Source organism: Mannheimia sp. USDA-ARS-USMARC-1261 (genome assembly GCF_000521605.1).
Taxonomy (GTDB): domain Bacteria; phylum Pseudomonadota; class Gammaproteobacteria; order Enterobacterales; family Pasteurellaceae; genus Mannheimia; species Mannheimia indoligenes.
The window spans coordinates 741,444-766,255 of record NZ_CP006942.1; the positions used below are offsets into that span (position 1 = coordinate 741,444).

A 24,812-nucleotide genomic window follows, 5' to 3' on the forward strand; every position below is an offset into this window, starting at 1 on the left:
CTATTTTTATTATTGGTGAAAGTATAAATTTAGAAAGCAGTGAATGCAATTTATATCAAATTTCTGCTTGGAATCTGTTAAAATCAACTTCATTTTTTCTAGCTGAGAAGATTATGGCACTACTTAATTTATCCAACGCCTATTTAGGTTTTGGCGATCATCCTTTATTAGATCACACCGAATTACACATTGAACCAAATGAACGGGTTTGTTTGGTAGGAAGAAACGGGGCGGGCAAATCGACTTTAATGAAAGTGCTTGCCGGAGAAGTTCAGCTTGATGACGGAAAGCTAATTTTTGAGAAAGATATTGTGGTTACTCGTTTAGAGCAAGACCCACCACGCCATATTCAAGATACGGTATTTGATTATGTTGCAGAAGGAATCGCCCATTTAAGCGAACTTTTAAAGCAATATCACCACATTTCGCAACAAATGCTGACAGATTACAGCGATGAACTGTTGGCGAAGTTATCCCATATTCAAGCTCAATTAGAGCATAACAACGGTTGGCAGTTTGAAAATCGAATTCAAGATACTTTGAAATTATTGGAGCTTGATCCTGAAAAACGCTTATGCGAACTCTCGGGCGGTTGGGTTCGCCGTGCGGCTCTTGCTCGTGCGTTGGTGGCGGATCCGGATATTTTATTATTAGACGAGCCAACCAACCATTTAGACGTGGAGGCAATCACTTGGCTTGAAGATTTATTGCTCGATTTTAAAGGGGCAATTATCTTTATTTCCCACGACCGTTCCTTTATCCGCAAAATGGCAACCCGGATTGTGGATTTAGATCGCGGTAAGTTGATCTCTTACCCGAGCAATTATGATAAATATTTGGAAGAAAAAGCCGAAGATTTGCGGGTTGAAGCTCTACAAAATGAGTTGTTTGACAAAAAACTCGCCCAAGAAGAAGTTTGGATTCGTCAAGGCATTAAAGCCCGCCGTACCCGTAATGAAGGGCGTGTGCGTGCGTTGAAAGCCCTGCGGGAAGAACGCCGCAATCGCAGAGAAGTGCAAGGCACGGCAAAAATTCAGCTCGACCAAACCGCACGCTCGGGCAAGATTGTATTTGAGCTTGAAAATGCAAGCTATGAAATTGAGGGCAAGAACTTACTGCAAAACTTTACGGCAACCATTCAACGTGGCGATAAAATTGCGTTGGTTGGTCCGAATGGCTGCGGTAAAACGACGTTCATCAAATTACTGTTAGGCGAATTGCAGCCCACTTCAGGCACAATCCGTTGTGGTACAAAATTGGAAGTGGCTTATTTCGACCAATACCGTGCCGAATTGGATTTAGAAAAAACGGTGATGGACAATGTAGCGGACGGTAAGCAAGATGTAGAAGTAAATGGGGTAAAACGCCACGTTTTAGGCTATTTGCAAGATTTCTTGTTCCTTCCGAAACGGGCGATGACCCCGGTGAAAGCCTTGTCGGGTGGAGAGCGTAATCGTTTGTTATTGGCAAAATTGTTGCTAAAACCGAATAACTTGTTGATTCTGGACGAACCGACCAATGATTTGGATGTAGAAACCTTAGAGCTATTAGAAGAGATGTTAGCTGATTATCAAGGCACATTGTTGGTCGTCAGCCACGACCGTCAATTTATTGATAATACGGTGGAGGAGTGCTATTTCTTTGAAGGCAACGGTGTGCTGAATAAATACATCGGCGGCTATTTTGATGCTAAACAGCAGCAAGATAATTACCACGCAACTCGTGCTAATAATTTGCAAAATTCCACTAAAAAAGAACCGCTTGTAGAAGAGCCTAAGCAAGAGAAACCCAAAACTGAGGCGAAAAAGGTCAAACTTTCCTATAAAGACCAACGTGAGCTAGAAGAACTGCCAGCAAAAATGGAAGCTTTAGAAGCTGAAATTGAAGCTCTACAAGCTGAAGTAAACAGTGCGGATTTCTTCTCAAAAGATCAGGCTTACACCAACGAAAAACTGCAAAAATTGGCAGACACCGAAGCTGCCTTAGAGCAAGCCTTTGAGCGTTGGGAAGAGCTGGAAAATATTAAAAACGGAAATATCTAACGTAGGGGCGAATTATTATTCTCCCTTTGGCTAAAATGATTGGGCGAAAAATTTTTCGCCCCTACAGATGTAACATAAAATGACAGAAAGACTAGACAACTACGAACAACGCTTTGGCGGCATTGGTCGCCTTTACACACCGGAAGGGCTGGAAAAGCTCCGCCGTTCGCATATTTGCGTGATCGGCATTGGCGGAGTGGGTTCTTGGGCGGTGGAGGCGTTGGCACGTTCAGGCATTGGCAAGATTACGATGATTGATATGGATGATATTTGCGTAACCAATATCAACCGCCAAATTCACGCAATGAGTGGCACAGTGGCTCAGTTGAAAACTGAGGCGATGAAAGAACGTATTGAACGCATCAATCCTGAGTGTGTAGTGGAGATTATTGATGATTTCATCACGCCTGAAAATATCCCTGACTATCTCAATCGTGGCTACGATTATGTGATTGATGCGATTGATTCGGTCAGAACCAAAGCGGCGTTGATTGCTTACTGTAAGCGTAATAAAATCAAATTAATTACCACCGGCGGGGCAGGCGGGCAGACTGACCCGACCCAAATTCAAATTACCGATTTAAGCAAAACGGTGCAAGATCCACTGGCGGCAAGGGTTCGTACCCTGTTGCGTAAAGAGTATGGCTTTAACAACAAGAGTAAATTTGGCGTGGATTGTGTTTCATCCACCCAACAATTAATTTTCCCGAAAATGGGCGAGGGTTGTGAAGTATCCGCCACGATGAACTGTGCTAATGGCTTTGGGGCAGTTACAATGGTTACTGCAACATTCGGTTTTTTTGCGGTAAGCCGTGTTATTGAGAAACTATTGAAGTAACAAGCGGTCACAAAAAGCGGAGCTTTTTGAACGTTGGCTAGCCAACGGCGGCGAAGCCGTGAACAATCCTTACAAGGATTGTGAATAAAAAAGAGTAATTTTTTGCAAATGACTTAAGGTTACCCACATTTATGGAATTTCTTACAAATAGCAAGGAGAAAAAATGGCAGTACACAGAATTAACCCTAAAGGCAGTATGGAGCAACTTTCTCATTTGGAAATGCAGCTATTAGCTAAAAATACACGGGGCAATTTATATCAAATTTATCGTAACTGCTCATTAGCGGTGCTGAATTCAGGCGTGCATACTGATGATAGCCGTGCCTTGTTAAATCAATATCCTGATTTTGAAATTCGATTATTAACCCGAGAGAAAGGGGTATCGCTAGAGTTGCACAACCCACCACCAACAGCCTTTGTTGATGGTAAGATGATTTTAAATATTCAGTATCATCTTTTTGCGGTGTTAAGGGATATTATCTTTGTTAATGCTTTAAAAAAGGCAATTCCACCGCTTGAAAATACATCAGTAGAAACGCTAACCACAAATATTGTGTTTTCGATTTTGCGTAATGCAAAAGCGATAGAGATGAACACTGACCCGAATTTAGTGGTTTGCTGGGGTGGTCATTCTATTAATGACATTGAATACCAATATTGCCGAGCGGTAGGTCAAGAGTTTGGTTTACGTGAGCTGAATATTGTAACAGGTTGCGGTGCGGGTGTAATGGAAGCACCGATGAAAGGTGTTACCATCGGGCACGCTAATCAGCGTTATAAAAACGGGCGTTTTATTGGCATTACCGAGCCGTCGATTATCGCCTCTGAACCACCAAATCCGATTGTCAATGAATTAGTGATTATGCCTGATATTGAAAAACGCTTGGAAGCATTTGTTCGTCTTGGGCACGCTATTGTGGTTTTTCCGGGCGGACCGGGCACATTGGAAGAGCTGCTGTATATTATCGGCATTAAGTTAAATCCGCAAAATAAGTTGCAAAAATTACCGCTTATCTTAACCGCACCGAAAGAATCTGCCGATTATTTCTATGTTATTGATAAATTCATTGGCGATACCTTAGGCGAAGAGGCTCGCAGCCTGTATGAGATTATTATTGATGACCCTGTATTGGTTGCTCGTAAAGTGAAGCAATCGATGGTGGAAGTAAAAAACAGTCGTTATGAAAGTGGTGATGCTTATAATTTCAACTGGTCTTTAAAAATCGAAGAAGATTTTATTACGCCATTTATTCCAACTCACGAAAGTATGGCAAATCTGAATTTAAGTCTGGAGCAGTCAAAAGAGCAGCTGGCGGCGAATTTAAGACGAGCATTTTCAGGCATTGTGGCAGGTAACATTAAGCCTGAAACTTCCGATTTGATTGAACAATATGGCGTGTTTAAATTACGGGGCGATCGCAAATTAATGGATCATATGGATAGATTACTCGAAAGTTTTGTGGTTCAACATCGTATGAAAATCCCAACGGGAGATGCTTATCAACCTTGCTATGAAATTGTAAAAGAATAGTAGTAATAAGGGGGCGGTATGTATCTAAAACATATTGAAATCAGTGGCTTTCGGGGAATTAATCATTTATCGCTACAATTACGTCCAAATATGGTGTTAATTGGCGAAAATGCGTGGGGGAAATCGAGCCTGATTGATGCCTTAAGCTTAATTTTTAACTTAGAACATAAATTGTACCAATTCCAGTTTAAAGATTTCCATATTCAATATAGCGATACGCCAAACCAAGTGCGAGACATCACGCTTGTTTTCACTTTTTGTGAAGAAATTGCTGACGATAGCTCGTTACTTCAACTTCCTCCTGCATTGTCGTTCTGTTCATTTTATTTAGAGAACAAACGGTGCATTTCCTTAAAAGTAACAGGAAGATTGTTAGCTGAGCAGATTGGCACTGAATATCAGTTTGTCGATCAAGACTTAAAACCTATCCACATTGAGCAAGCGGAAAAATGGATTAAGCAATTTATTTATCATCATCCTGTTTTCCGCTTACGTGATGCACGGCTAAATAAAAGAGTGCATAACGAGTTATTACTTAATGGTTACAATCAGCCTGATACCGATTTTCAGCGTGAATTAAACGCTCTTTCTTCCTTACTGAAATACTATTTTTTAACCAGCCAAAGCCGCCATTTAATGAAAAATAGTATGCAAGACACCACATTGTGGTGGGAAAAAGTAAAATCACTCTGTCTGCGTTTAAAGCAAAATGAAGAGTTGGTGGAGCTGGTTCAACAGCATATTTCAGATCTTTTTCTTTTTAAGCCTAAAGTAACAGTTATTGAAAAACCGATTATCTTATTTGAAGATTTTAATGCGTTTTTACACCCTCGAATGGTGGCGATTTTCTGGGAGCTACTCAGCGTTCTACCCAGCCAACGTATTACCACAACGAATTCCATTGAATTGCTTTCACAAGTGCCGTTACGCGAAATTGGTCGTTTAGTGCGTTATGACTCTCACACTCAAGCCTATTGGTTGGAACGTCAAAGCATCGGTAGAGAAGATCTGCGTAAATTAACCTTCCATATCCATCACAACAGAGGATTAGCCTTATTTGCAAAAGCGTGGATCTTAGTAGAAGGGGAAACCGAAGTTTGGATTTTAGAAGAGCTGGCAAAATTATTAGAGATCAACTTAGAAATGGAAGGCATCAAAATTGTCGAATTTGCTCAGTGCGGTTTACGCCCTCTTATTAAATATGTAAGAGCGATGGGGATTGAATGGTATGTCTTAACTGATGGCGATGATGCAGGCAAACGCTACGCAGAAACCGTTAAAAGTTTAGATGACGATTTTGCTCAACGCTTAACGGCATTGCCGCAAAAAGACATTGAACATTTCTTCTATAAAGCAGGTTTGCGTAATGTATTTATTCGCCTTGCAAATTGGCGTTCTCAGGAAAAATATCCGGTTTCATATATTATCAAAAGAGCTATTCAAAAAAGCTCTAAGCCTGATTTAGCCATAGCCTTAGCGAATGAGATGAGAAATAGAGGCGAACATAGTGTCCCACCTCTATTTAAAAAATTATTTGCTGATGTGTTAGCGTTGGTTAGAAAATAACGAATAACAAGCGGTTAAATTTTCGGGGAATTTTGCAAATCTTTCCTGAAATTTAACCGCTTGTGTTATTAACTTTCCGCTTTATTAATTAAGAATTGGGTTAAAAGATTGACAGGGCGACCTGTAGCCCCTTTTGCCGCACCTGATTTCCACGCAGTACCGGCAATATCTAAATGTGCCCAAGTGTATTTTTTAGTAAAGTTTGATAAAAACTGCCCTGCAGTAATTGCCCCACCTAAACGTCCGCCGATATTGGCAAGATCGGCAAAATTAGATTTAAGCTGTTCTTGATATTCTTCCCCTAACGGCAAACGCCACGCTTTATCATCTGCTTGTTCGGCAGCCGTTAATAGCTCGTTGGCTAAACTATTAGATGGCGACATTAAGCCACTGTTGTGATTACCTAACGCAATCATACAAGCTCCAGTGAGGGTAGCAATATCAATCACTAACTCTGGATTAAAGCGTTCAACATAAGTGAGTGTATCACATAGAACTAAACGTCCTTCGGCGTCCGTATTTAACACCTCAACGGTTAAGCCCGACATTGTTGTAAGAATATCACCCGGGCGGTAAGATTTACCATCAACGGCGTTTTCACAGCCTGCTAAAACACCGATAACATTAAGCGGTAATTTCATTTCAGCAATGGCTTTCATTGTACCGTAAACACTCGCCGCACCGCACATATCGTATTTCATTTCATCCATTGCTTCTGCCGGTTTAATCGATAAACCGCCTGAATCGAAAGTTAAACCTTTGCCAACTAACACGATTGGCTTAGCATCAGGATTTGGATTGCCCTTATATTCAATTAACGATAAAAACGCTTCGTTTTCAGAACCACGAGAAACCGCTAAATAAGCATTCATTCCTAATTCAGCCATCTGTTTTTCATCAATAATTGTGGTCGATACTGCCTCATAGTCTGCGGCTAAACCTTGAGCCAACTGGGATAAATATTTTGGATTACACACATTCGGCGGGCAATTTGCCACATTTTTGGCACTCTCTACGCCCAATGCTACCGCTTTGCCGTGTTCTAATGCACGCTCGGCTTCTGCTAAATCTTTACGATTTGCGACATTGAACACTACACGACGCAATTCACGGCGAACTTCCGGCTTAATGCTCTTGAAATCGTTATAGGCATATTGATTTTCTTGCATTGCCTCAACCGCAAATCGTACATTCCAATAGGCTGATCTGCCTTTAACGTGCAACTCAGTTAAAAAACAGACCATCTCCATTGAGCCAGTTTCATTAATTGTTTGCACGGTTTTTTGAATAATTTGTTTATATTGACGCTCGGTTAATTCACGCTCTTTGCCACAACCAACCAGTAATACACGATCAGCAGGCACATTCGGCACATTGTGTAATAATAATGTTTGCCCTGCTTTGCCTTCTAAATCGCCACGTCTGAGTAGTGAGCTAATATAGCCATTACTTAATTTATCTAATTGTTCCGCAGCAGTACAAAGTCTGCGAGGTTCATAAACCCCAACGACCAAACAAGCGGTTCTTTGTTTTTCAACACTGCCGTTTTTAACACTAAATTCCATTATTTTGTCCCCTATTTATTGTTTCAGTTTAGGTAGAGTGTTCAATAATAAATAAATGCTTAGTATAAATAAAATTTTCAAAAATTTACGCTTTATATTGAAATATCAGCTAATTTTTTGGTCATATAGATGATTTTATTGGTTTTTCTTTTAGTTTGCTTACTTTATACTAGAAGAAATATTGAGGTTTCAAGATTATGGGAGATAAAAATGCGGTTTTTAGGTAAAACATTAATTGCAGGTATGGTTGGATTATTTATTCAAACATCAGCGTTAGCCACCGATGATACTCAAATTAGTCGCTATGAGCAGGCAAAGTTACGCCTTTCTTATGAAGGCGAAGTGGGTAGTTTGCTTCAACAACTTTCACAACGTTTGAAAGTAGGTTTTATTGCTTATGATGTTGATACAACTCGTAAAGTGTCAATTCAAAACAGTGCTGAAACCTCTATTAAAAGTATAAATGAGCAAATTGGGAAGCAACTCTCTGATACTGATGTTCGCTTTGAAAAAATAGGCGAGCGTTTATTTATGGTGATTTCTGCGAAAGGTGTCGAACCATTATTAAAAGCTCTTCCTCAAAAAGAGCAATTTGTAGGAGATATTATTTTCGATGGCGAGCAGACAATCCCTCAATCAGCTCCAACTGAAGAAAGCTCAACATCTCAATCAAGCTCAGCGGCGAAAGTTCAACATATTTTTAGCATTGCAACAGATAAAGACAATATTGCAGCAGCAAAAAATAAAAAAGCACCTCAATATAAAACGGTTACTAAGGACAATTTGGGACTAAAAAATATTAGGGTAACACCATTAGCAACTTTCTTGATTTTTGATAGCCAAGTCGATGCAGAAAAATTAACCGTAAAAGGGAATTTTGAAGAGTTGGCACAAGGAGAAAATATTGTCGCAATTCTTCACCAAAAATCAGATGCACCGGCTAAGATTGAAATCGCAAATGAGCAAGGTAAAAAATTAATTCTTGAGGTTCATAAAGTAGCATCATCTAAGAAATCTAAAAAATAAATAATGAATTTTACGCACGGTTAAACCGTGCGTAATTTTTCTATAGATGATTTTTCTAGCTAAAAAAGGTATTATTGCATATTCGTATGCAAGACACTTTTGCAAAAAATTGTTAAAAAGAGACCGCTTGTTATAGCTTAGTGTTTCTTAATTTTAGACATTATAGAGAAAAACTGTGATTTTAAGCCGATATTTAACCAAAGAGATATTTAAAAGCCAAGTAGCGATATTGTTTATCCTCTTGCTGATTTTTTTCTGCCAGCAATTAGTTCGAGTTTTAAGTTCTGCCGTAAGTGGTAAAGTACCGGCAGATTTAGTCGTCAGCTTATTAGGGCTGGGAATGCCGACAATGGCACAATTAATGTTGCCGTTATCTCTTTTTATCGCACTATTATTGACACTTGGGCGTTTTTATGCGGAAAGTGAAATTACAGTGATGCGTGCGTGTGGGATTGGGCAAGGTTTATTGGTAAAAGTGGCGATGTTTCTCTCCATTTTTACGACAGCTTTAGCGGTATATAACGTCTTTTGGCTGACTCCTTGGGCGATTAACAAACAAAGTGAAATGTTGGCAGAGGCAAAAGCTAATCCGCGTTTTGCTGCCCTTTCGGCAGGTCAGTTTATGTCGGCAGGTGGTTATGTATTATTTATTGATAAAATTGAAAATAGTAGCCTTAATGATATTTACGTTTTCCAACCGGAACAGCAAAAAAATAACAAACCTTCGGTCGTGGTGGCTGAAAATGGTACTTTACAAGGTTTGCCAAATGGTGATCAGGTTTTAACGTTAGCAGAAAGCAAACGTTTTGAGGGGACGCCACAAAGTGCCGACTTCCGTATTTCTCACTTTGAAAATTATTCCGCTTATTTAGGTTATCAAGATGTGGAATCGGACGAAAAATTAGTGCAACGTGCCGATTTTAAAACATTAATGGAAACCGATAGTCCGGAAGCAAAAGCTGAATTACATTGGCGTTTAGCGTTAATTTTTGCCGTGCCGTTAATGGCGTTATTGGCAGTACCGATGAGTAGCGTAAACCCTCGACAAGGACGTTTTGCTAAATTATTGCCTGCACTATTGCTTTATTTAATCTATTTCCTACTGCAAAGCTCACTCAAATCATCGGGTGGATCGGGCAAGCTAAATGCAGAAATTTTAATGCCGTTAGTCTCCGTTGCCTTTTTAATTTTAGGTATTGTGTTGAATATGTGGAATGGTAAATTTATGTCTAAATTACGCTATCAGTTTAGTGCTAAAAAAATCACTAATAAGGCGGTGGCATAATGAAAATTTTCTCAATGAACATTTTAGAACGCTACATCGGTAAAACGATTTTATCGGCAATTTTCCTCACTCTATTTTTATTGGTAGGGCTTGGGGCAATCATTAAATTTGTAGAGGAATTTCGTGATGTTGGACGAGGCTCTTACGATGGTTTGAAAGCGGCTTATTACACCTTTTTAACTATTCCAAGAGATATTGAAACCTTTTTTCCGATTGCAGCTTTATTAGGTTCTCTTTTAGGCTTGGGAAATCTTGCCAGCCGTAGTGAGTTAGTTGTAATGCAAGCCTCCGGTTTTTCTCGCTTTCGCATTGGTTTAGCGGTAATGAAAACTGCTTTGCCACTTGTGATCTTTACAATGATTATCGGCGAATGGGGTGTACCGCAAACCGAACAATTTGCCCGTAATATGCGTTCTATTGCTCAAAGTGGCGGCTCAATGCTTGCCACCAAAGATGGTTTTTGGGCGAAAGATGGAAACTCATTTATCTATATCAACCGTATCAATAATGAAAAAAGCCTGAGTAACGTACTTATTTACGAATTTGGCGAAGGCGAAAATAAACGTGAATTGCAATCGGTATTACGAGCAAGTGAGGCTCAATATAGCGATGAAAAAGGCTGGATACTCTCTAACGTTGAAAAATCAGAACTTGGTGAGAATCAGATCCAGCAAGGCAAGCAACCCGATCAAAGTTGGCAAACCAGCTTAACGCCAAGCAAATTAGGGATTGTTTCACTTAAGCCTGAATCGCTGTCTATTTCGGGCTTGGCGGATTATGTCGGCTTTTTAAAAGACACCGGGCAAGATCCGAAACGCTTCGAAATTACGTTCTGGCGTAAAGTATTCCAGCCGATCTCAATGGCGGTGATGATGTTACTTGCGATCTCCTTTATTTTCGGACCACTTCGTAGTAGTACGATGGGGGCGAAAATTGTTATTGGGATTGTTGCCGGCTTTATGTTCTACGTGGCGAACATTGTATTTGGGAATTTAAGTCTTATTGCCACTTGGCTACCTGTACCGGTTGGGGCATTAATTCCAAGCTTGCTCTGCCTGGTAATTGTTTGGTGGTTACTAAGCAAAAAACGTGATTAATTTTACAAGCGGTTATTTTTACAACATTTTTTGCAAAAATGACCGCTTGAATATTCCTTTAAATCTTAATTCTACCTTAGCATTATGTCTGATTGTCGTTTCGTCCATTTAAAAGTTCACAGTGATTTCTCAATGATTAATGGTTTAGCCAAAGTGAAGCCTTTAGTCAAAGCGGCAGTTGCCAATAATATGGTGGCGATGGGGCTAACCGATTTCACCAACTTCTGCGGCTTGGTGAAATTTTATGGCGAGGCATTAGGAGCGGGCATTAAGCCAATTATCGGTGCTGATGTATATGTTAAATCGGATACTGGTAGTGATGATTATTTTGAGCTAACGCTATTAGCTAAAAACAATAAAGGATACCACAATATTACCCAAATTCTCTCCAAAGCCTATCAACAAGGCTACATTGAATTTCCAATGGTAGAGAGAGAATGGCTGGCTGAGCTGAATGAAGGCATTATTGTGCTTTCAGGCGGACGAATGGGCGATGTGGGTAAAGCCTTACTTAAAGAAAATCTATCGGAAGCTGCTGAGAAACTCGCTTTTTATCAACAATATTACCCAAATCATTTTTATATGTCGGTTTGCCGCACAGGGCGGGCAGACGAAGAACGCTACATTAAACAAGCGGTCGAATTTTCCCAAAAAAATGCAATTCCTTTAGTGGCGGTGAATGATGTTGTTTTCTTAAAAGAAGATGACTTTGATGCTCACGAAATCCGCGTGGCAATTCACGACAGCTATACTTTAGATGATCCGAAACGCCCGAAAAAATATTCTCCAAAGCAATATTTCCGCTCAGAAGAGGAAATGTGCAAGCTATTTGCGGACTTGCCGAGTGCCTTAGCTAATACGGTAGAAATTGCAAAACGCTGCTCGGTTACAGTGCGTTTAGGCGAATATTTCCTGCCAAATTTCCCGACAGGCGATCTTTCAACCAAAGATTTTTTAGTGAAAAAATCAAGAGAAGGTTTAGAAGAACGCCTTGAGTTTTTATTTCCTGACCCTGAGGACAGGGCTAACAAGCGGTCAGTTTATGACGAAAGATTGCAAGTTGAATTAGATGTAATTAACCAAATGGGCTTTCCGGGCTATTTCCTGATCGTGATGGAATTTATTCAATGGTCGAAGGATAACGATATTCCGGTTGGTCCGGGACGTGGTTCGGGAGCGGGTTCGTTGGTGGCTTATGCACTTAAAATTACCGATTTAGATCCGCTGGAATTTGACTTACTTTTTGAACGTTTTTTAAACCCTGAGCGGGTTTCAATGCCCGATTTTGATGTCGATTTCTGTATGGATGGGCGAGATCGGGTAATTGAACACGTGGCAGAAACTTACGGTCGCCAAGCGGTATCGCAAATTATTACCTTCGGAACGATGGCGGCAAAAGCGGTAATTCGTGATGTGGGGCGTGTGCTTGGACATCCTTATAGCTTTGTGGACAGAATTTCCAAGCTGATTCCGCCCGATCCGGGAATGACGTTGGAAAAAGCTTTCGCTGCCGAGCCAAAATTACCTGAGCTCTATGAAGCCGATGAGGAAGTGAAAGATCTGATCGATATGGCTCGCAAGCTCGAAGGCGTAACCCGAAATGCAGGTAAGCACGCAGGGGGCGTGGTAATTGCTCCTACTGCGATCACCGATTTTTCGCCACTTTATTGTGATAGTGAAGGCTTACACCCTGTTACCCATTTTGATAAAAATGATGTGGAATATGCCGGCTTAGTAAAATTTGACTTCTTAGGCTTAAGGACTCTAACCATCATCAAATGGGCATTAGAGATGGTGAATGCTAGCCTTGAACGAGAAGGGAAAGAACCGGTTCGCATAGAAAGTATTCCGCTTGATGATAAAAAATCTTTTGATCTGCTATTAGCGGCAAAAACCACGGCGGTGTTCCAGCTTGAAAGCCGTGGAATGAAAGATCTGATTTCTCGTCTAAAACCGGACTGTTTTGAAGATATTATCGCTTTGGTGGCATTATTCCGCCCGGGTCCGCTGGAGTCGGGAATGGTGCAGAACTTTATCGACCGTAAACACGGCAAGGAAGAAGTGTCTTACCCTGATCCACAATATCAGCACGAATGCTTAAAACCTATTTTAGAGCCAACCTATGGCGTCATTGTTTACCAAGAGCAGGTAATGCAGATTGCCCAAGAGCTTGCCGGTTATACGCTGGGTGGGGCGGATTTGCTTCGCCGTGCGATGGGTAAGAAAAAGCCGGAAGAAATGGCTGCTCAACGTGAAGTCTTTGAAAAAGGGGCGGAATCAAAAGGGATTGACGGTAAACTCGCAGGGGCAATTTTTGACTTAGTGGAAAAATTCGCCGGCTATGGTTTTAACAAATCACACTCAGCAGCTTATGCGTTGGTGTCTTACCAAACCCTTTGGCTCAAAGCCCATTATCCGGCAGAATTTATGGCGGCGGTAATGACTTCAGAGATGGACAATACCGATAAAATCGTTGGCTTTTATGATGAATGTATCAATATGGGCTTAACGGTTGTACCACCTGATGTGAATAGCGGAAAACACCGTTTCAGCGTAAACGAAAAAGGCGAAATTGTTTACGGCTTAGGGGCAATTAAAGGAGTGGGTGAAGGTCCGATTGAGGCGATTTTGGAGGCTCGCAATCAAGGTGGGCGTTTTACCGATCTGTTTGATTTAACTGCCCGTGTCGATCTGAAAAAAATTAACCGTCGCACCTTTGAAAGTCTGATTATGTCCGGAGCGTTTGATAAATTAGGTCCGCATCGTGCAGCTTTAATGAAAAATTTAGAAGATGCATTAAAAGCCTCGGATCAGCACAGCAAAATGGAAGAGCTTGGACAGAGTGATATGTTCGGCGTGCTGACTGAAACACCTGAAGAGGTGCAAAATGCTTATGCGAACACACCGAAATGGTCGGAACAAACGATTTTAGACGGGGAGAGGGCGACGTTAGGGCTTTATTTAAGCGGGCATCCAATTGGCAGGTTCTTAAAAGAGCTATCGCACTATGCCCCAAATAGGCTTAATGAGCTACAACCGACTTTCAGAGGGCAGATGACAACCGTTTCGGGGATTGTGATGGCATCACGGGTAGCTGTAACGAAACGGGGAAGCCGTATCGGCATTGCGACTATTGAAGACCGTTCGGGTAAACTCGATATCACACTTTTCTCTGAAGCATTAGAAAACTTTGGGCATTTAATGCAACAAGATCAAATCATTGTGGCAACAGGTTCGGTGCAGTTTGATGATTTCAGTGGCGGATTAAAAATGTCTGCAAGAGAGGTATTTTCTCTTGATGAAGCACGTAGTCGATTTGCTAAAAGTTTGGCATTGGCAATCAACAAAGAACAGCTTTCTGCAAATTTTATCAAAAAAATGACCGCTATTATTGCACCTCACAAGGAAGGTACATTGCCACTACACTTCTATTACCAAAGTCCGGAAGGGCGTGTGTTACTAAAAGGTGGCGTGGAATGGCGAGTAACGCCGAACGAGCAGATGTTCTCGGAACTAAAAGAGTTACTGGGGGAAAATTCAGTTGAATTAGAATTTGAATAAAGAATAAAGGGTAAGTTTTAACTTACCCTTTATTTTGCGATTATTTATATTTTTTGTGATATTCACGTTTAAGAATTTCAAGCTCTGAAATCATCATTTTTGCTTCTTGCAAATCGCCGGCTTGAGCTTTTTTATCCGCTTCTTTTACGACATCAATTAATTTCTGAATGCCCGCTTGGTAATCTTCTTCAGCAGCTTTATCGCCCTCTACACTATTTGGAAAAATAGCTTTGGTTTTCTCAGTAATTTCAACAAAATTTTTCGCAGCTTGTTGAAATTCTTCTGCCGAATTAGCTCTAACTAATTTATTGGCGTTCATATTCATTTGCATCATTTCCATTTTGATGCTTTGTGCATTACTTAATGCTGAAAAGGCGAATAATGTTGTTGCTAAAAGTAGTTTAAGTTTCATAGTTTCCCCACATAAAAAAGCAGATTGTAATAGATTGACTTGCCAATATGCAAGATTTCTTGGAAAATAGACCGCTTACGCTTTCCTTTGGTGGAAAGCCCTGACTTGTTATCAGAAAAGAGATTACTTATGACTTTAAAATATGCCAAACCTGAGTTGCTTTCGCCTGCAGGTTCTTTAAAAAATATGCGTTATGCTTTTGCCTACGGGGCAGATGCGATTTACGCCGGACAGCCACGCTATAGCTTGCGTGTGCGTAACAATGAATTCAACCACGAAAATTTAAAAATTGCGATTGATGAAGCCCACGTTCTCGGCAAAAAATTCTATGTGGTGGTGAATATCGCACCGCACAACTCAAAACTTAAAACCTTCATTAAAGATTTAAAAGTGGTTGTGGATATGAAACCGGATGCACTGATTATGTCAGATCCGGGTTTGATTATGTTGGTACGTGAGAATTTCCCTGAAATGGATATTCACCTTTCCGTTCAGGCGAATGCGGTAAACTGGGCAACGGTGAGGTTTTGGCATCAAATGGGCTTAACTCGCGTGATCTTATCTCGTGAATTATCGCTTGAAGAGATTGAAGAAATCCGCCAACAAGTGCCGGAAATGGAACTTGAGATCTTCGTTCACGGTGCTTTGTGTATGGCGTATTCAGGTCGTTGCTTGCTTTCAGGTTACATCAATAAACGAGATCCAAACCAAGGCACTTGCACCAATGCTTGCCGTTGGGAATACAAAATGGAAGAGGGCAAAGTCGATGAAGTCGGACAAATTGTACCGAAATACGAGCCTGAAATTGAGATCAAGAATGTTGCCCCAACCTTAGGCAGCGGCGAGGCAACCGATAAAGTGTTCCTTTACACCGAATCACAACGTCCTGACGAGCAAATGACTGCCTTTGAAGATGAGCACGGCACTTATTTTATGAACTCGAAAGATTTGCGTGCGGTGCAACACGTGGAACGTTTAACCCAAATGGGCGTACATTCTCTGAAAATTGAAGGTAGAACGAAATCCTTCTACTACTGTGCGAGAACCGCCCAAGTTTACCGTAAAGCGATTGATGATGCCGCAGCCGGTAAGCCGTTTGATGAATCTTTATTAGATACCTTAGAAAGTTTGGCTCACCGTGGTTATACGGAAGGCTTTTTACGTCGCCACACGCACGATGAATATCAAAATTATGAATACGGCTATTCGATTTCCGAACGCCAACAGTTTGTGGGGGAATTTACCGGTAAACGCAATGAGCAAGGAATGGCGGAAGTTGCCGTTAAAAATAAATTCTTAGTCGGTGATTCGGTAGAAATGATGACGCCAAAAGGCAACATCGTGTTCAAAATTGAACGTATGCTAAACCGCAAAAACGAAAGCGTAGAAGCCGCCTTAGGGGACGGACACTTTGTTTTTTTAGATGTGCCACAAGACATTGAGTTGGATTTTGCCCTTTTAATGCGTAACTTAGTAAATGCAAATACTCGCAATCCGCATCAAGCTTAATTTCGTTTAAAATAATGTAAACCACGAAATCCAAACTATTTCGTGGTTTATTTTTAGGTATAATAAGACTGATTGGTAAAAAATTAGAAAAAAAGACCGCTTGTAAGGAAAATAAATGCTCCGTTTACTCTATATTTGTCTAAGTTATTTATTACAACCCGTTGTACTTTTTCTAATGTGGTACAAAGGGCGTAAGCAGCCTGCCTACCGCAAACGTTTATGGGAACGTTATGGCGTATATGACGAAGCCGAAAAACCAAAAGCTAAAGGTGTGGTTATTCACGCAGCCTCTGTAGGTGAAGTGATTGCAGCAACACCGCTAATCAAAGCGATTGGAAAACAGTATCCTGATTTACCGCTTATTGTTACAACGGTTACACCGACAGGATCGGATCGTGTAATGTCAGCTTTTGGTAATTCTGTCTCGCATTTTTATTTACCTTATGATCTACCTGACGCTATAGAGCGTTTTCTGAATTTTGTTGATCCTAAATTAATTATTGTGATCGAAACGGAGATTTGGCCAAATTTAATCCGTAAAGTGGAGATGCGAAATATTCCATTTGTCATTGCGAATGCCAGACTTTCACCTCGCTCAGCCAAACGTTATGGTTGGATTAAAGGCAGTATGAAGGATATGCTCAATCAAATTTCGCTCATTTTGGCACAAGATGAAGTGAGCAAAGATCGCTATTTGGCACTAGGCTATAATCCTGCCAAAATGGTAAATACAGGCAACCTTAAATTTGATTTGGAAATTACGCCGGAGCTACACAAAAGCGTGCTAGAAACAAAGTCAGCTCTGAATTTGCAGGCAAGACCAATTTGGATTGCAGGCAGCACGCACGAAGGTGAAGAAAAATTGATTTTAGAAGCCCATCAAATTTTATTGAATAAGTATCCTGATTTAGTGCTGATTTTAGTGCCGAGACATCCGGAGCGTTTTAAGTTAGTCGAGCTTTTGGTTAAAAAATCAGGCTTAGATTATATAAAACGCTCAGAACATAAGGCATTAAATCAAGAAACGAAGGTGTTACTAGGCGATACAATGGGCGAAATGATGTTACTATACGGGCTTTCTGATATTGCTTTTGTGGGTGGTAGTTTAGTTAAACACGGCGGACATAATCCTCTTGAGCCAATCGCTTTTAACATACCGGTTATTTCAGGGTTATTTACCTACAATTTTCCGGAAGTATTTGAAAAACTAAGAGAAGTTAAAGGTGTGATTGAGGTTGAAAGTTCTGCTAAAGCCTTAGCTGAAAGTATCGAATTATTATTAACTCAACCACAAATAGGACAAGATATAGCCGCTTCAGGTTTTAGTGTCTTACAAGAAAATCAAGGAGCATTAAAACGCCATTTAGATTTGCTTGCTCCCTATATAATAGAATAGAGAAATAAAATGAGCTATAACGTAATTTATGCAGGGACTTTTGACCCTATTACCAACGGGCATTTAGATATTATTTGTAAGGCTTCAATGCTCTTTGGAAAAGTGATTGTTGCGGTGGCTAAAAATCCAAGTAAGCAACCGCTTTTCGAGTTAGAAGAGCGTGTTGAATTAGTGAAAAAAAGTTGTGCAGAGCTTGATAATATTGAAGTGATTGGTTTTAGTGGTTTACTGGCGGATTTTGCTAAAGAGCAGAATGCGAAGGTGCTTATTCGTGGCATTCGTGGTGCAGACGATATTGACTATGAAATTCAACTTGCTCAACTAAATCAAAAGTTATTGGGCGATTTAGAAACGATCTTCTTTCCGCCTTCAGTGGAGTGGCGTTATCTTTCTTCTACAATGGTGAGAGAGATTTACCGCCACAATGGTGATGTGAGCCAATTTGTACCACAAGCGGTCAAAAATGCCCTAAAATTTGCAAAATAATTGAGTAATAAAAAGGAAATACAATGAGCCAAGATGCACAAAATCTGATTTGGATCGATCTTGAAATGACAGGTTTAGATCCGGAAAAAGAACGCATTATCGAAATTGCAACTATCGTAACCGATAAAGATCTGAATATTTTAGCGGAAGGTCCGGTTTTGGCGGTTCATCAATCTGATGAATTATTAGGAAAAATGAGTGATTGGTGTGTGAAAACCCATACGGCAAACGGCTTAATTGAGCGAGTGAAAGCGAGTAAACTCACTGAGCGTGCGGCAGAATTACAAACTATTGATTTCTTAAAGCGTTGGGTGCCAAAAGGAAGTTCGCCAATTTGTGGCAACAGTATTGCACAGGATAAACGTTTCCTTTATAAATATATGCCTGATTTAGCGGATTATTTCCACTATCGTCATTTAGATGTGAGTACCTTAAAAGAATTAGCAAGACGCTGGAAACCGGAAATATTGGATAAATTCAGTAAAGGGAATACTCATTTGGCATTGGACGATATTCGTGAATCTATCAATGAGTTGAAATTTTATCGGGAACATTTTATTAATTTAGACGAAAAATAATGGCTGATTTACTCTCTTTTTACTGCGAAGATGAAACTAAATTACTTGAATTTGGTCAATCATTCGCATTGGGGCTAAAAAACTATTTGTTGCAAGACAGCAACCGCTCTCTGGTTATTTACCTAAACGGCGAGTTAGGGGCAGGCAAAACGACCCTAACTCGTAGTATTGTAAGAGCATTTGGGCATCAAGGTAATGTGAAAAGCCCCACTTATACATTAGTTGAAGAGTATCATCTCGACCCTTTGAATATTTACCATTTTGACTTATATCGCTTAGCTGACCCTGAAGAACTAGAATTTATGGGTATTCGTGATTATTTCAAATCACAAACATTGTGTTTGTTGGAATGGGCAAGCAAAGGCAAGGGAATGATTCCGGAAGCTGATTTTGTCATTCAAATTGATTATATGAATGAAGGACGACAAATTACGGTTGTTCCGCAAAATCAACCGGCAACAGATATTTTAGTAAATTTTAATCAAAAATAGACCGCTTGTAGGGAAGGTGATGAAGAAGGTTATCCAATATATTGTTTTTAGTGCATTGAGTTTGTTAAGTTTTTCGAGTTTTGCTAAAACCATTGTGGCTATTGATGCCGGACACGGCGGAAAAGACCCAGGAGCTATCGGCAAAAACTTAGGCATTTTAGAAAAAAATGTTACGCTTGCTATTTCCAAAGAGCTAAAAGCTTTATTAGATGCTGACCCAAACTTTAAAGCGGTGATGACACGTAATGGTGATTATTTTATCCAACTTCCGGAACGGACGGAAATTGCTCGTAAACATCGTGCCGATCTATTAGTTTCTATTCACGCAGATTCTTCTCCAAGAGGGGATTCCTTAAAAGGGGCGTCTGTTTGGGTACTGTCAAACAGTCGTGCCAGTGATGAAATGGGGAAATGGCTAGAAGATCACGAAAAACAATCGGAATTGCTTGGTGGTGCGGGGGCAGTACTTGCCAGCAATAAAGAGCGTTACTTAAACCAAACGGTATTAGATTTGCAATTTTCACATTCTCAGCGTACAGGCTATGAGTTAGGGAAAAGTATTCTAAGCAAAATGGCTGGAATGACCTCATTGGCTAAATCCAGTCCACAACACGCGAGTTTAAGTGTGTTGCGTTCGCCTGATATTCCTTCTGTATTGGTTGAAACCGGTTTTTTATCTAACTCAACAGAGGAAGCAAAGCTTGCTAGTGCAAACTATCGCCGCCAATTAGCAAAAGCGATTTATCAAGGTTTAGTGGCTTATCGTTATAAAAATGATGGAATAAGTTCAGCAAGCGTCAGTAAAAAAGCAGATAAGAACGATAAAAAAGAAGAAAAAGCAGATAAAACGGATACCAAGAAAGTAAAGGAAGAAGCTCAAAAAGAGACGAAGAAAGAGCAAAAGGCTAAATCGGATAAAAAGAAAGAAAGCGTAAAAGAAAAATCATCTAAAAACCAAGAACAAGAAAAAGCCAAAGAGTCAAAAAATAAGGAAGAAAAATCCTCTTCCCAAAAAGAGATTAAGACCTCGAATAATGGCTATCATATTGTTCAACAAGATGAAACGGTTTACTCCATTGCCAGAGCATACGGCACAACGCCACAAAAAATTAGTGAGCTGAATAATTTGAAAAATTATCAGATTACAGTGGGAAAAAAGTTAAAAGTGAAGTAAATTAACTTTTGCAAAAAATCCTAAAAAAATGACCGCTTGTAAAAGCGGTCTTTTCACGTTTAGCTTTCTGCTAATAGCGTTGGTAATTCAATCACTGCGTAGCCAAAAATCACAAGCAAGATAATTAAAATCATCTTTTCTGCGTTTGAAAGCGTTAATCTACCGTTGAATTTATAGTTAGAATAGAGATACAACAAAATACCCGGCACATAAAGCACAACCGAGAGCAGTAAATATTCTAAACCAGCGGCATATACAATCCATAAGCCATAAATTGATGCCATAAAGCCTGTGAGTTTAATGTACCAAGCGGCATTGGTTTGAATAGCTAATTTGAATAAATACGCCCCGATTAAGAAATACGGAATTAAAATCATTGAAGTAGAAATCAATAATAGCGTGTTATAGCTTTGCTCAAATACAAAAACCAACACAAGGCAGAATTGCACTACAACACCCGTGAACCAAAGAGAGTTAATCGGCGTGCCGTTTTCATTCAATTTATCTAAAATTTTAGGAAAAGCCCCATTTTTAGAACCACGATAAGGCACTTCAGCAGAGTACATTGTCCAGCTAATGTAAGAAGCAAGCACAGAAACAATCAAACAGGCGGTGATGATTACTTTGCCTGTTGGTCCCATCATTGCATCAAGTAGTGGACCCATTGATGGATTTGCCATATTGGCAATGGTTTCACGAGGCAGAATACCGAGTGAGAGAATGGTAATTGCAACATAAAGTGCCAACGCAATTAAAATTCCTAATACCGTTGCCAAGCCTACGTCAGAACGTTTTTTAGCGTGAGCAGAAAGTACAGAAGCCCCTTCCACCCCGGTAAATACCCATAAGGTAATCAGCATCGTACTTTTTACTTGATCGCTTACGCTATTATTCAATGCGGTTGCTTTCACATCTGAATTAAATAAATCGACATCAAAATACCAAACGCCTAGCCCGATAAATAGAATAAGTGGAGCAACTTTCACAAAGGTTGCGATGAGGTTTACGAAAGCGGCTTCTTTAATCCCTCCTGCAATTAAAGCGTGAACCAGCCACACAATAATTGATGAGCCGATGAATGCAGCAAGGGTGTTGCCTTGCCCGAAAATCACCGTATTTTCACTATCGGTAAATACGCCTAAACCTTCAAAAGCAACGGTAAGATAGCCCACAATACCGATAGTGGCACATAACCAGTAACCCCAAGCGGACATAAAACCCATCAACTCGCCGAAGCCTTCTCGTGCATAGGTGTAAATACCACCATCTAAATCAGGGCGAAGGCGGGAAATAAAGAAAAATGATAAACCCAAAAAGATGATACCAACACCGGTAATCAGCCAACCAATGGTAATAGCTTCCGCACCTGCAACTTCCGCCATATTTTGCGGCAAGCTGAAAATGCCTGAGCCAATCATTGAGCTTAATACAAGTGCAGTAAGGGAAATTAATCCGATTTTTTTATTTGACATTGCTATTCCTTACTTTAAATTTTTTGCGAGTGTTTCAATATATTCCACACCGATACCACAACAGCCACCGATAATGGTTGCTCCTTGTTCCGTCCATTTTTTTGCCCACGCTAAATAAGCATTCGGATCTAAATCTTTACGAACTTCGTCTAAGCCGTCATTAGCGGTTGCATCTTTAGGCTGAGGTGCGAACGCATTAGCATAAGCTCCTATGCGGATATGAGTTGCATTGAGTTCAGCTAAAATTTTTTGTGTAACCGCTAAGGCTTCACCAATCACTTCGGGTTGGCAACAGTTAAATAAAATTGCCTGAACGCCTAATGCTACCATTTCTTCAACGGCTTGTTTTACCGTTTCACCTGAGCGTAATTTAGGCTCTGTAGTTGGTTCATCATCAATGAGTGTGAAAGAAACCCATAATGGGCGGTTATCTTTTGGTAATAGTGCTTTGATTGAAATGGGTTCAATAATGGCACTTTGAGTTTCGCATAACCAAATATCTACATAAGGCGAAAGCCCATCAATTAAGGGTTGAGCAATTTCTGCAAAACGTTCCATTTTTATCAGATCCGCTCGGTAAGAACCAAACATCGGTGGGAGCGAGCCTGCAATTTGAGTTGCAAAATTTCCGGAATTTTTGACCGCTTGTTTAGCAAGACGACCAGCCAAATCAGCCAAACTTTTGCCATCAGCGGAAAAACGTTTTTCGCCGATATGAAAAGGTACAACAGCATAGCTATCGGTAGTAATAACTTCTGCTCCGTGAGCGATAAAATCTTCGTGAACAGCTTGCACAAAGTGTGGACCTTCATACAAAGCGGCAGCAGACCATTCGGGCTGATGGAAAGGAGCTTTACGACGCATTAATTCACGGCTCATTCCGCCGTCTAATATTGTGATTGACATACAATTTCCTAATTAAAAGGTAAGAACAATAGAATAAATTGGAGTAGTTTACTGGCTTTTTGAATAAGTGCTTATAACTAAATAGTATAAATTAGATTTTTTTGTAAAACAGATGGTTATTCCAAGCTAAAATAAGAAAGCACTTCTTGTAGATTAGTTTGTATTACCATCGGATCGACCGGATTATCTGACATCACAACGTGTTCCATCATTGCAATAGAAAGCGTTGCAAAGAGTTTACCTTGAAACTCAGCATCAATATCATTAAGACTTTTTCGTGTTGAAATAACGTCAATGTATTTCTTTTTTACTTCTTCTTGAATTTGCCTTTTTAAGCTAATACGGTGGGTATCAATTTTCCATAAGGTCTGTAATGTGTGGCGAAGTGTATTAATAATAGGGGCTGCTTTGGTTGCAAATTCCAGAGTAGGGGTACTAAAACGCTCTTCAAGAAGAGGAATAAGAGATTGGTTTTTGAGTTTTTCGATAATATCGGTTGCCAGATGGTCTTTATTTAAATAGTGCTTATAAAAGGTGGATCGGTTAATTTTGGCATTATCTAAGATATCTTGCACCGTAATGTCATCATAATCTTGCTTTTCAAGCGTTGTAATGAAAGCTTGGTGGATAATCTCTTTTGTGCGGGTAATTCTAGGATCTTCTTTTTTCATATTTCCCACTAACCATTGTAAATAATCAACATTTTATGGTTTTTTGTATTATTAGACAACATTTTATCGTTTTTTGATGGTTGCTAATAGAATACGATTTTTTTACACTTCAGACCAGTTAGATAGACTATAAGGGTAAAAGATGAAGAAATTATTAATTACAACTTTGGTTGTTTTTGCTGCAGGTGGGGCTTATTTGTGGCAGCAAATACAGGGTGAGCGTACGGAATTGTCAGGGATTGTTGCAGTAAATGGACGCTTGGAGTTAGAACGTTTAGATGTTGCAACCCTTTATGCAGGAAAAGTAGAAGAAATTTTAGTTAAAGAGGGGCAAAACGTTGAGAAAAATCAACCGCTTGTACGCTTTTCTTCTACGCAATCACAAAGCCAAGTAACTTCCGCAGAGGCTCAAATTTCCGCTGCGAAAGCTCAAGTAGAAAGTGCTAAAGCACAAAAATTACGTGCAGAAGAAGCAGTAGCTCGAGCTTCTGCGGAAATGAGTGCTCAGCAACAGCAAGTCTCTGTTGCTAAATTAGAATTAGATAATGCAAGAAAATTACGCCGTGAAAATTTAGTTTCTGCCAGTGAACTAGAACGTCGACAAGCGGCTCATAAAGCGGCTTTAGCGGCAGTTGAAACCGCAAAAGCAGCAAGAGCAGAAGCTCAGGCAGCAGTTAATCAAGCAAAGGCAGTGATTTCTCAAGCAGAAGCAACTGTTAATCAAGCTGAAGCAGCAGCCAACCAAGCGACTTCACAAAATGATGATATGTTAATTAAAGCACCCATTGCAGGTAGAGTAGAGTATCGCATTGTTGATGTGGGCAATGTGGTTGGTATGGGAGCAAAAGTGATTAGTTTGCTTGATACTAAAGATGTTTACTTAAATGTATTTTTACCTGCGTATCAGTCGAATAATATCAAAATAGGTGAAGAAGCCCGCATTAAAATTGATGGCACAGACTATGTTTTCCCTGCATACATTGGCTATGTAGCGAGTGAAGCTCAATTTACGCCAAAATCGGTGGAGACATTGGAGGAACGCACAAAATTAATGTTTAAAGTGAAGCTACAAATTCCAGAGGAAATTGCCCAACAATATGTTGGATTTTTCAAGGGTGGTATGACAGCAATGGGTTATGTGAAATATGATAGCAGTTTGGATTGGTCTGAAACATTATCTGTAAAACTGCCAGAGAGCCGATAAAT

At 40.1% G+C, this 24,812-nt stretch carries 20 protein-coding genes; 15 read left to right on the forward strand and 5 right to left on the reverse strand.

Annotation, left to right across the window (positions count from 1 at the left end):
• The first annotated feature begins 113 nt into the window (after positions 1 to 113).
• From X781_RS03600 to X781_RS03615, 4 genes are all read left to right on the forward strand, one after another.
• Positions 114 to 2,042, forward strand: a complete 1,929-nt coding sequence (locus X781_RS03600) for an ABC transporter ATP-binding protein (protein ID WP_025235606.1) — start codon at positions 114 to 116, stop codon at positions 2,040 to 2,042.
• Positions 2,043 to 2,121: 79 nt separating this feature from the next.
• Positions 2,122 to 2,880: a tRNA cyclic N6-threonylcarbamoyladenosine(37) synthase TcdA gene (gene tcdA / locus X781_RS03605; protein ID WP_025235607.1), complete on the forward strand. Its 759-nt coding sequence runs from the start codon at positions 2,122 to 2,124 to the stop codon at positions 2,878 to 2,880.
• Between the two features lie 163 nt (positions 2,881 to 3,043).
• Positions 3,044 to 4,411: a nucleotide 5'-monophosphate nucleosidase PpnN gene (gene ppnN, locus X781_RS03610; RefSeq protein ID WP_025235608.1), complete on the forward strand. Its 1,368-nt coding sequence runs from the start codon at positions 3,044 to 3,046 to the stop codon at positions 4,409 to 4,411.
• An 18-nt stretch (positions 4,412 to 4,429) separates the two neighbouring features.
• Positions 4,430 to 5,977: an ATP-dependent nuclease gene (locus X781_RS03615; RefSeq protein ID WP_025235609.1), complete on the forward strand. Its 1,548-nt coding sequence runs from the start codon at positions 4,430 to 4,432 to the stop codon at positions 5,975 to 5,977.
• Positions 5,978 to 6,045: 68 nt separating this feature from the next.
• Here the strand turns inward: X781_RS03615 and pepA are convergent, their stop codons facing one another.
• Complete coding sequence (gene pepA / locus X781_RS03620; RefSeq protein ID WP_025235610.1) at positions 6,046 to 7,542, reverse strand: leucyl aminopeptidase; 1,497 nt, start codon at positions 7,540 to 7,542, stop codon at positions 6,046 to 6,048.
• 210 nt (positions 7,543 to 7,752) lie between these two features.
• Between pepA and X781_RS03625 the strand changes: the two genes are divergently transcribed.
• The 4 genes from X781_RS03625 (at position 7,753) to dnaE (ending at position 14,511) form a co-directional block, all read left to right on the forward strand.
• Complete coding sequence (locus X781_RS03625) at positions 7,753 to 8,568, forward strand: hypothetical protein (RefSeq protein ID WP_025235611.1); 816 nt, start codon at positions 7,753 to 7,755, stop codon at positions 8,566 to 8,568.
• Positions 8,569 to 8,743: 175 nt separating this feature from the next.
• Positions 8,744 to 9,853: an LPS export ABC transporter permease LptF gene (gene lptF / locus X781_RS03630; RefSeq protein WP_025235612.1), complete on the forward strand. Its 1,110-nt coding sequence runs from the start codon at positions 8,744 to 8,746 to the stop codon at positions 9,851 to 9,853.
• Positions 9,853 to 10,950 (forward strand): LPS export ABC transporter permease LptG, encoded by a 1,098-nt coding sequence (lptG, locus tag X781_RS03635; RefSeq protein ID WP_025235613.1) that lies wholly within the window; start codon positions 9,853 to 9,855, stop codon positions 10,948 to 10,950. Before lptF ends, lptG begins: the two co-directional genes overlap by 1 nt.
• Before the next feature lie 84 nt (positions 10,951 to 11,034).
• Positions 11,035 to 14,511 carry a DNA polymerase III subunit alpha gene (gene dnaE / locus X781_RS03640; RefSeq protein WP_025235614.1) on the forward strand — a complete coding sequence of 1,159 codons (3,477 nt, stop codon included), beginning with the start codon at positions 11,035 to 11,037 and terminating at the stop codon, positions 14,509 to 14,511.
• 40 nt (positions 14,512 to 14,551) lie between these two features.
• On the opposite strand, the gene X781_RS03645 is transcribed toward dnaE, so the two are convergent.
• The gene (locus X781_RS03645; protein ID WP_025235615.1) at positions 14,552 to 14,923 is read right to left on the reverse strand and encodes a cytochrome b562; all 372 of its coding nucleotides are present in this window, start codon (positions 14,921 to 14,923) and stop codon (positions 14,552 to 14,554) included.
• A gap of 129 nt (positions 14,924 to 15,052) precedes the next feature.
• On the opposite strand from X781_RS03645, the gene trhP reads away from it, so the two are divergent.
• The 6 genes from trhP (at position 15,053) to X781_RS03675 (ending at position 20,557) form a co-directional block, all read left to right on the forward strand.
• Complete coding sequence (gene trhP / locus X781_RS03650; RefSeq protein ID WP_025235616.1) at positions 15,053 to 16,432, forward strand: prephenate-dependent tRNA uridine(34) hydroxylase TrhP; 1,380 nt, start codon at positions 15,053 to 15,055, stop codon at positions 16,430 to 16,432.
• 115 nt (positions 16,433 to 16,547) lie between these two features.
• Entirely contained in the window at positions 16,548 to 17,828 is a 1,281-nt protein-coding gene (gene waaA, locus X781_RS03655) for a lipid IV(A) 3-deoxy-D-manno-octulosonic acid transferase (protein ID WP_025235617.1), read from the forward strand.
• A gap of 9 nt (positions 17,829 to 17,837) precedes the next feature.
• Positions 17,838 to 18,314: a pantetheine-phosphate adenylyltransferase gene (gene coaD, locus X781_RS03660; protein ID WP_025235618.1), complete on the forward strand. Its 477-nt coding sequence runs from the start codon at positions 17,838 to 17,840 to the stop codon at positions 18,312 to 18,314.
• 23 nt (positions 18,315 to 18,337) lie between these two features.
• Positions 18,338 to 18,892 carry an oligoribonuclease gene (orn, locus tag X781_RS03665; RefSeq protein WP_025235619.1) on the forward strand — a complete coding sequence of 185 codons (555 nt, stop codon included), beginning with the start codon at positions 18,338 to 18,340 and terminating at the stop codon, positions 18,890 to 18,892.
• Positions 18,892 to 19,383: a tRNA (adenosine(37)-N6)-threonylcarbamoyltransferase complex ATPase subunit type 1 TsaE gene (tsaE, locus tag X781_RS03670; protein ID WP_025235620.1), complete on the forward strand. Its 492-nt coding sequence runs from the start codon at positions 18,892 to 18,894 to the stop codon at positions 19,381 to 19,383. Before orn ends, tsaE begins: the two co-directional genes overlap by 1 nt.
• 19 nt (positions 19,384 to 19,402) lie before the next feature.
• Positions 19,403 to 20,557 (forward strand): N-acetylmuramoyl-L-alanine amidase, encoded by a 1,155-nt coding sequence (locus tag X781_RS03675; RefSeq protein WP_025235621.1) that lies wholly within the window; start codon positions 19,403 to 19,405, stop codon positions 20,555 to 20,557.
• A 59-nt stretch (positions 20,558 to 20,616) separates the two neighbouring features.
• Here X781_RS03675 and X781_RS03680 read toward each other — a convergent pair whose 3' ends face one another.
• The 3 genes from X781_RS03680 to X781_RS03690 form a co-directional block, all read right to left on the reverse strand.
• The gene (locus X781_RS03680; protein ID WP_025235622.1) at positions 20,617 to 22,029 is read right to left on the reverse strand and encodes a basic amino acid/polyamine antiporter; all 1,413 of its coding nucleotides are present in this window, start codon (positions 22,027 to 22,029) and stop codon (positions 20,617 to 20,619) included.
• 9 nt (positions 22,030 to 22,038) lie between these two features.
• Entirely contained in the window at positions 22,039 to 22,935 is an 897-nt protein-coding gene (locus X781_RS03685; RefSeq protein WP_025235623.1) for a homocysteine S-methyltransferase family protein, read from the reverse strand.
• A gap of 116 nt (positions 22,936 to 23,051) precedes the next feature.
• Positions 23,052 to 23,606, reverse strand: a complete 555-nt coding sequence (locus X781_RS03690; RefSeq protein WP_025235624.1) for a TetR/AcrR family transcriptional regulator — start codon at positions 23,604 to 23,606, stop codon at positions 23,052 to 23,054.
• Between the two features lie 142 nt (positions 23,607 to 23,748).
• Here X781_RS03690 and X781_RS03695 point away from each other — a divergent pair, with 142 nt between their 5' ends.
• Positions 23,749 to 24,810: an HlyD family secretion protein gene (locus tag X781_RS03695; RefSeq protein WP_025235625.1), complete on the forward strand. Its 1,062-nt coding sequence runs from the start codon at positions 23,749 to 23,751 to the stop codon at positions 24,808 to 24,810.
• Positions 24,811 to 24,812 lie beyond the last annotated feature (2 nt).

Excerpts from the sequence above, each read along its gene's own strand:
- dnaE (WP_025235614.1), top strand. The coding sequence starts at position 11,035 with ATGTCTGATTGTCGTTTCGTCCATTTAAAAGTTCACAGTGATTTCTCA.
- orn (WP_025235619.1), top strand. The coding sequence starts at position 18,338 with ATGAGCCAAGATGCACAAAATCTGATTTGGATCGATCTTGAAATGACA.
- pepA (WP_025235610.1), bottom strand. The coding sequence starts at position 7,542 with ATGGAATTTAGTGTTAAAAACGGCAGTGTTGAAAAACAAAGAACCGCT.
- X781_RS03690 (WP_025235624.1), bottom strand. The coding sequence starts at position 23,606 with ATGAAAAAAGAAGATCCTAGAATTACCCGCACAAAAGAGATTATCCAC.
- tsaE (WP_025235620.1), top strand. The coding sequence starts at position 18,892 with ATGGCTGATTTACTCTCTTTTTACTGCGAAGATGAAACTAAATTACTT.
- X781_RS03625 (WP_025235611.1), top strand. The coding sequence starts at position 7,753 with ATGCGGTTTTTAGGTAAAACATTAATTGCAGGTATGGTTGGATTATTT.
- X781_RS03695 (WP_025235625.1), top strand. The coding sequence starts at position 23,749 with ATGAAGAAATTATTAATTACAACTTTGGTTGTTTTTGCTGCAGGTGGG.
- ppnN (WP_025235608.1), top strand. The coding sequence starts at position 3,044 with ATGGCAGTACACAGAATTAACCCTAAAGGCAGTATGGAGCAACTTTCT.
- X781_RS03685 (WP_025235623.1), bottom strand. The coding sequence starts at position 22,935 with ATGTCAATCACAATATTAGACGGCGGAATGAGCCGTGAATTAATGCGT.
- tcdA (WP_025235607.1), top strand. The coding sequence starts at position 2,122 with ATGACAGAAAGACTAGACAACTACGAACAACGCTTTGGCGGCATTGGT.
- X781_RS03600 (WP_025235606.1), top strand. The coding sequence starts at position 114 with ATGGCACTACTTAATTTATCCAACGCCTATTTAGGTTTTGGCGATCAT.
- trhP (WP_025235616.1), top strand. The coding sequence starts at position 15,053 with ATGACTTTAAAATATGCCAAACCTGAGTTGCTTTCGCCTGCAGGTTCT.
- coaD (WP_025235618.1), top strand. The coding sequence starts at position 17,838 with ATGAGCTATAACGTAATTTATGCAGGGACTTTTGACCCTATTACCAAC.
- waaA (WP_025235617.1), top strand. The coding sequence starts at position 16,548 with ATGCTCCGTTTACTCTATATTTGTCTAAGTTATTTATTACAACCCGTT.
- lptG (WP_025235613.1), top strand. The coding sequence starts at position 9,853 with ATGAAAATTTTCTCAATGAACATTTTAGAACGCTACATCGGTAAAACG.
- X781_RS03675 (WP_025235621.1), top strand. The coding sequence starts at position 19,403 with ATGAAGAAGGTTATCCAATATATTGTTTTTAGTGCATTGAGTTTGTTA.
- X781_RS03615 (WP_025235609.1), top strand. The coding sequence starts at position 4,430 with ATGTATCTAAAACATATTGAAATCAGTGGCTTTCGGGGAATTAATCAT.
- X781_RS03680 (WP_025235622.1), bottom strand. The coding sequence starts at position 22,029 with ATGTCAAATAAAAAAATCGGATTAATTTCCCTTACTGCACTTGTATTA.
- X781_RS03645 (WP_025235615.1), bottom strand. The coding sequence starts at position 14,923 with ATGAAACTTAAACTACTTTTAGCAACAACATTATTCGCCTTTTCAGCA.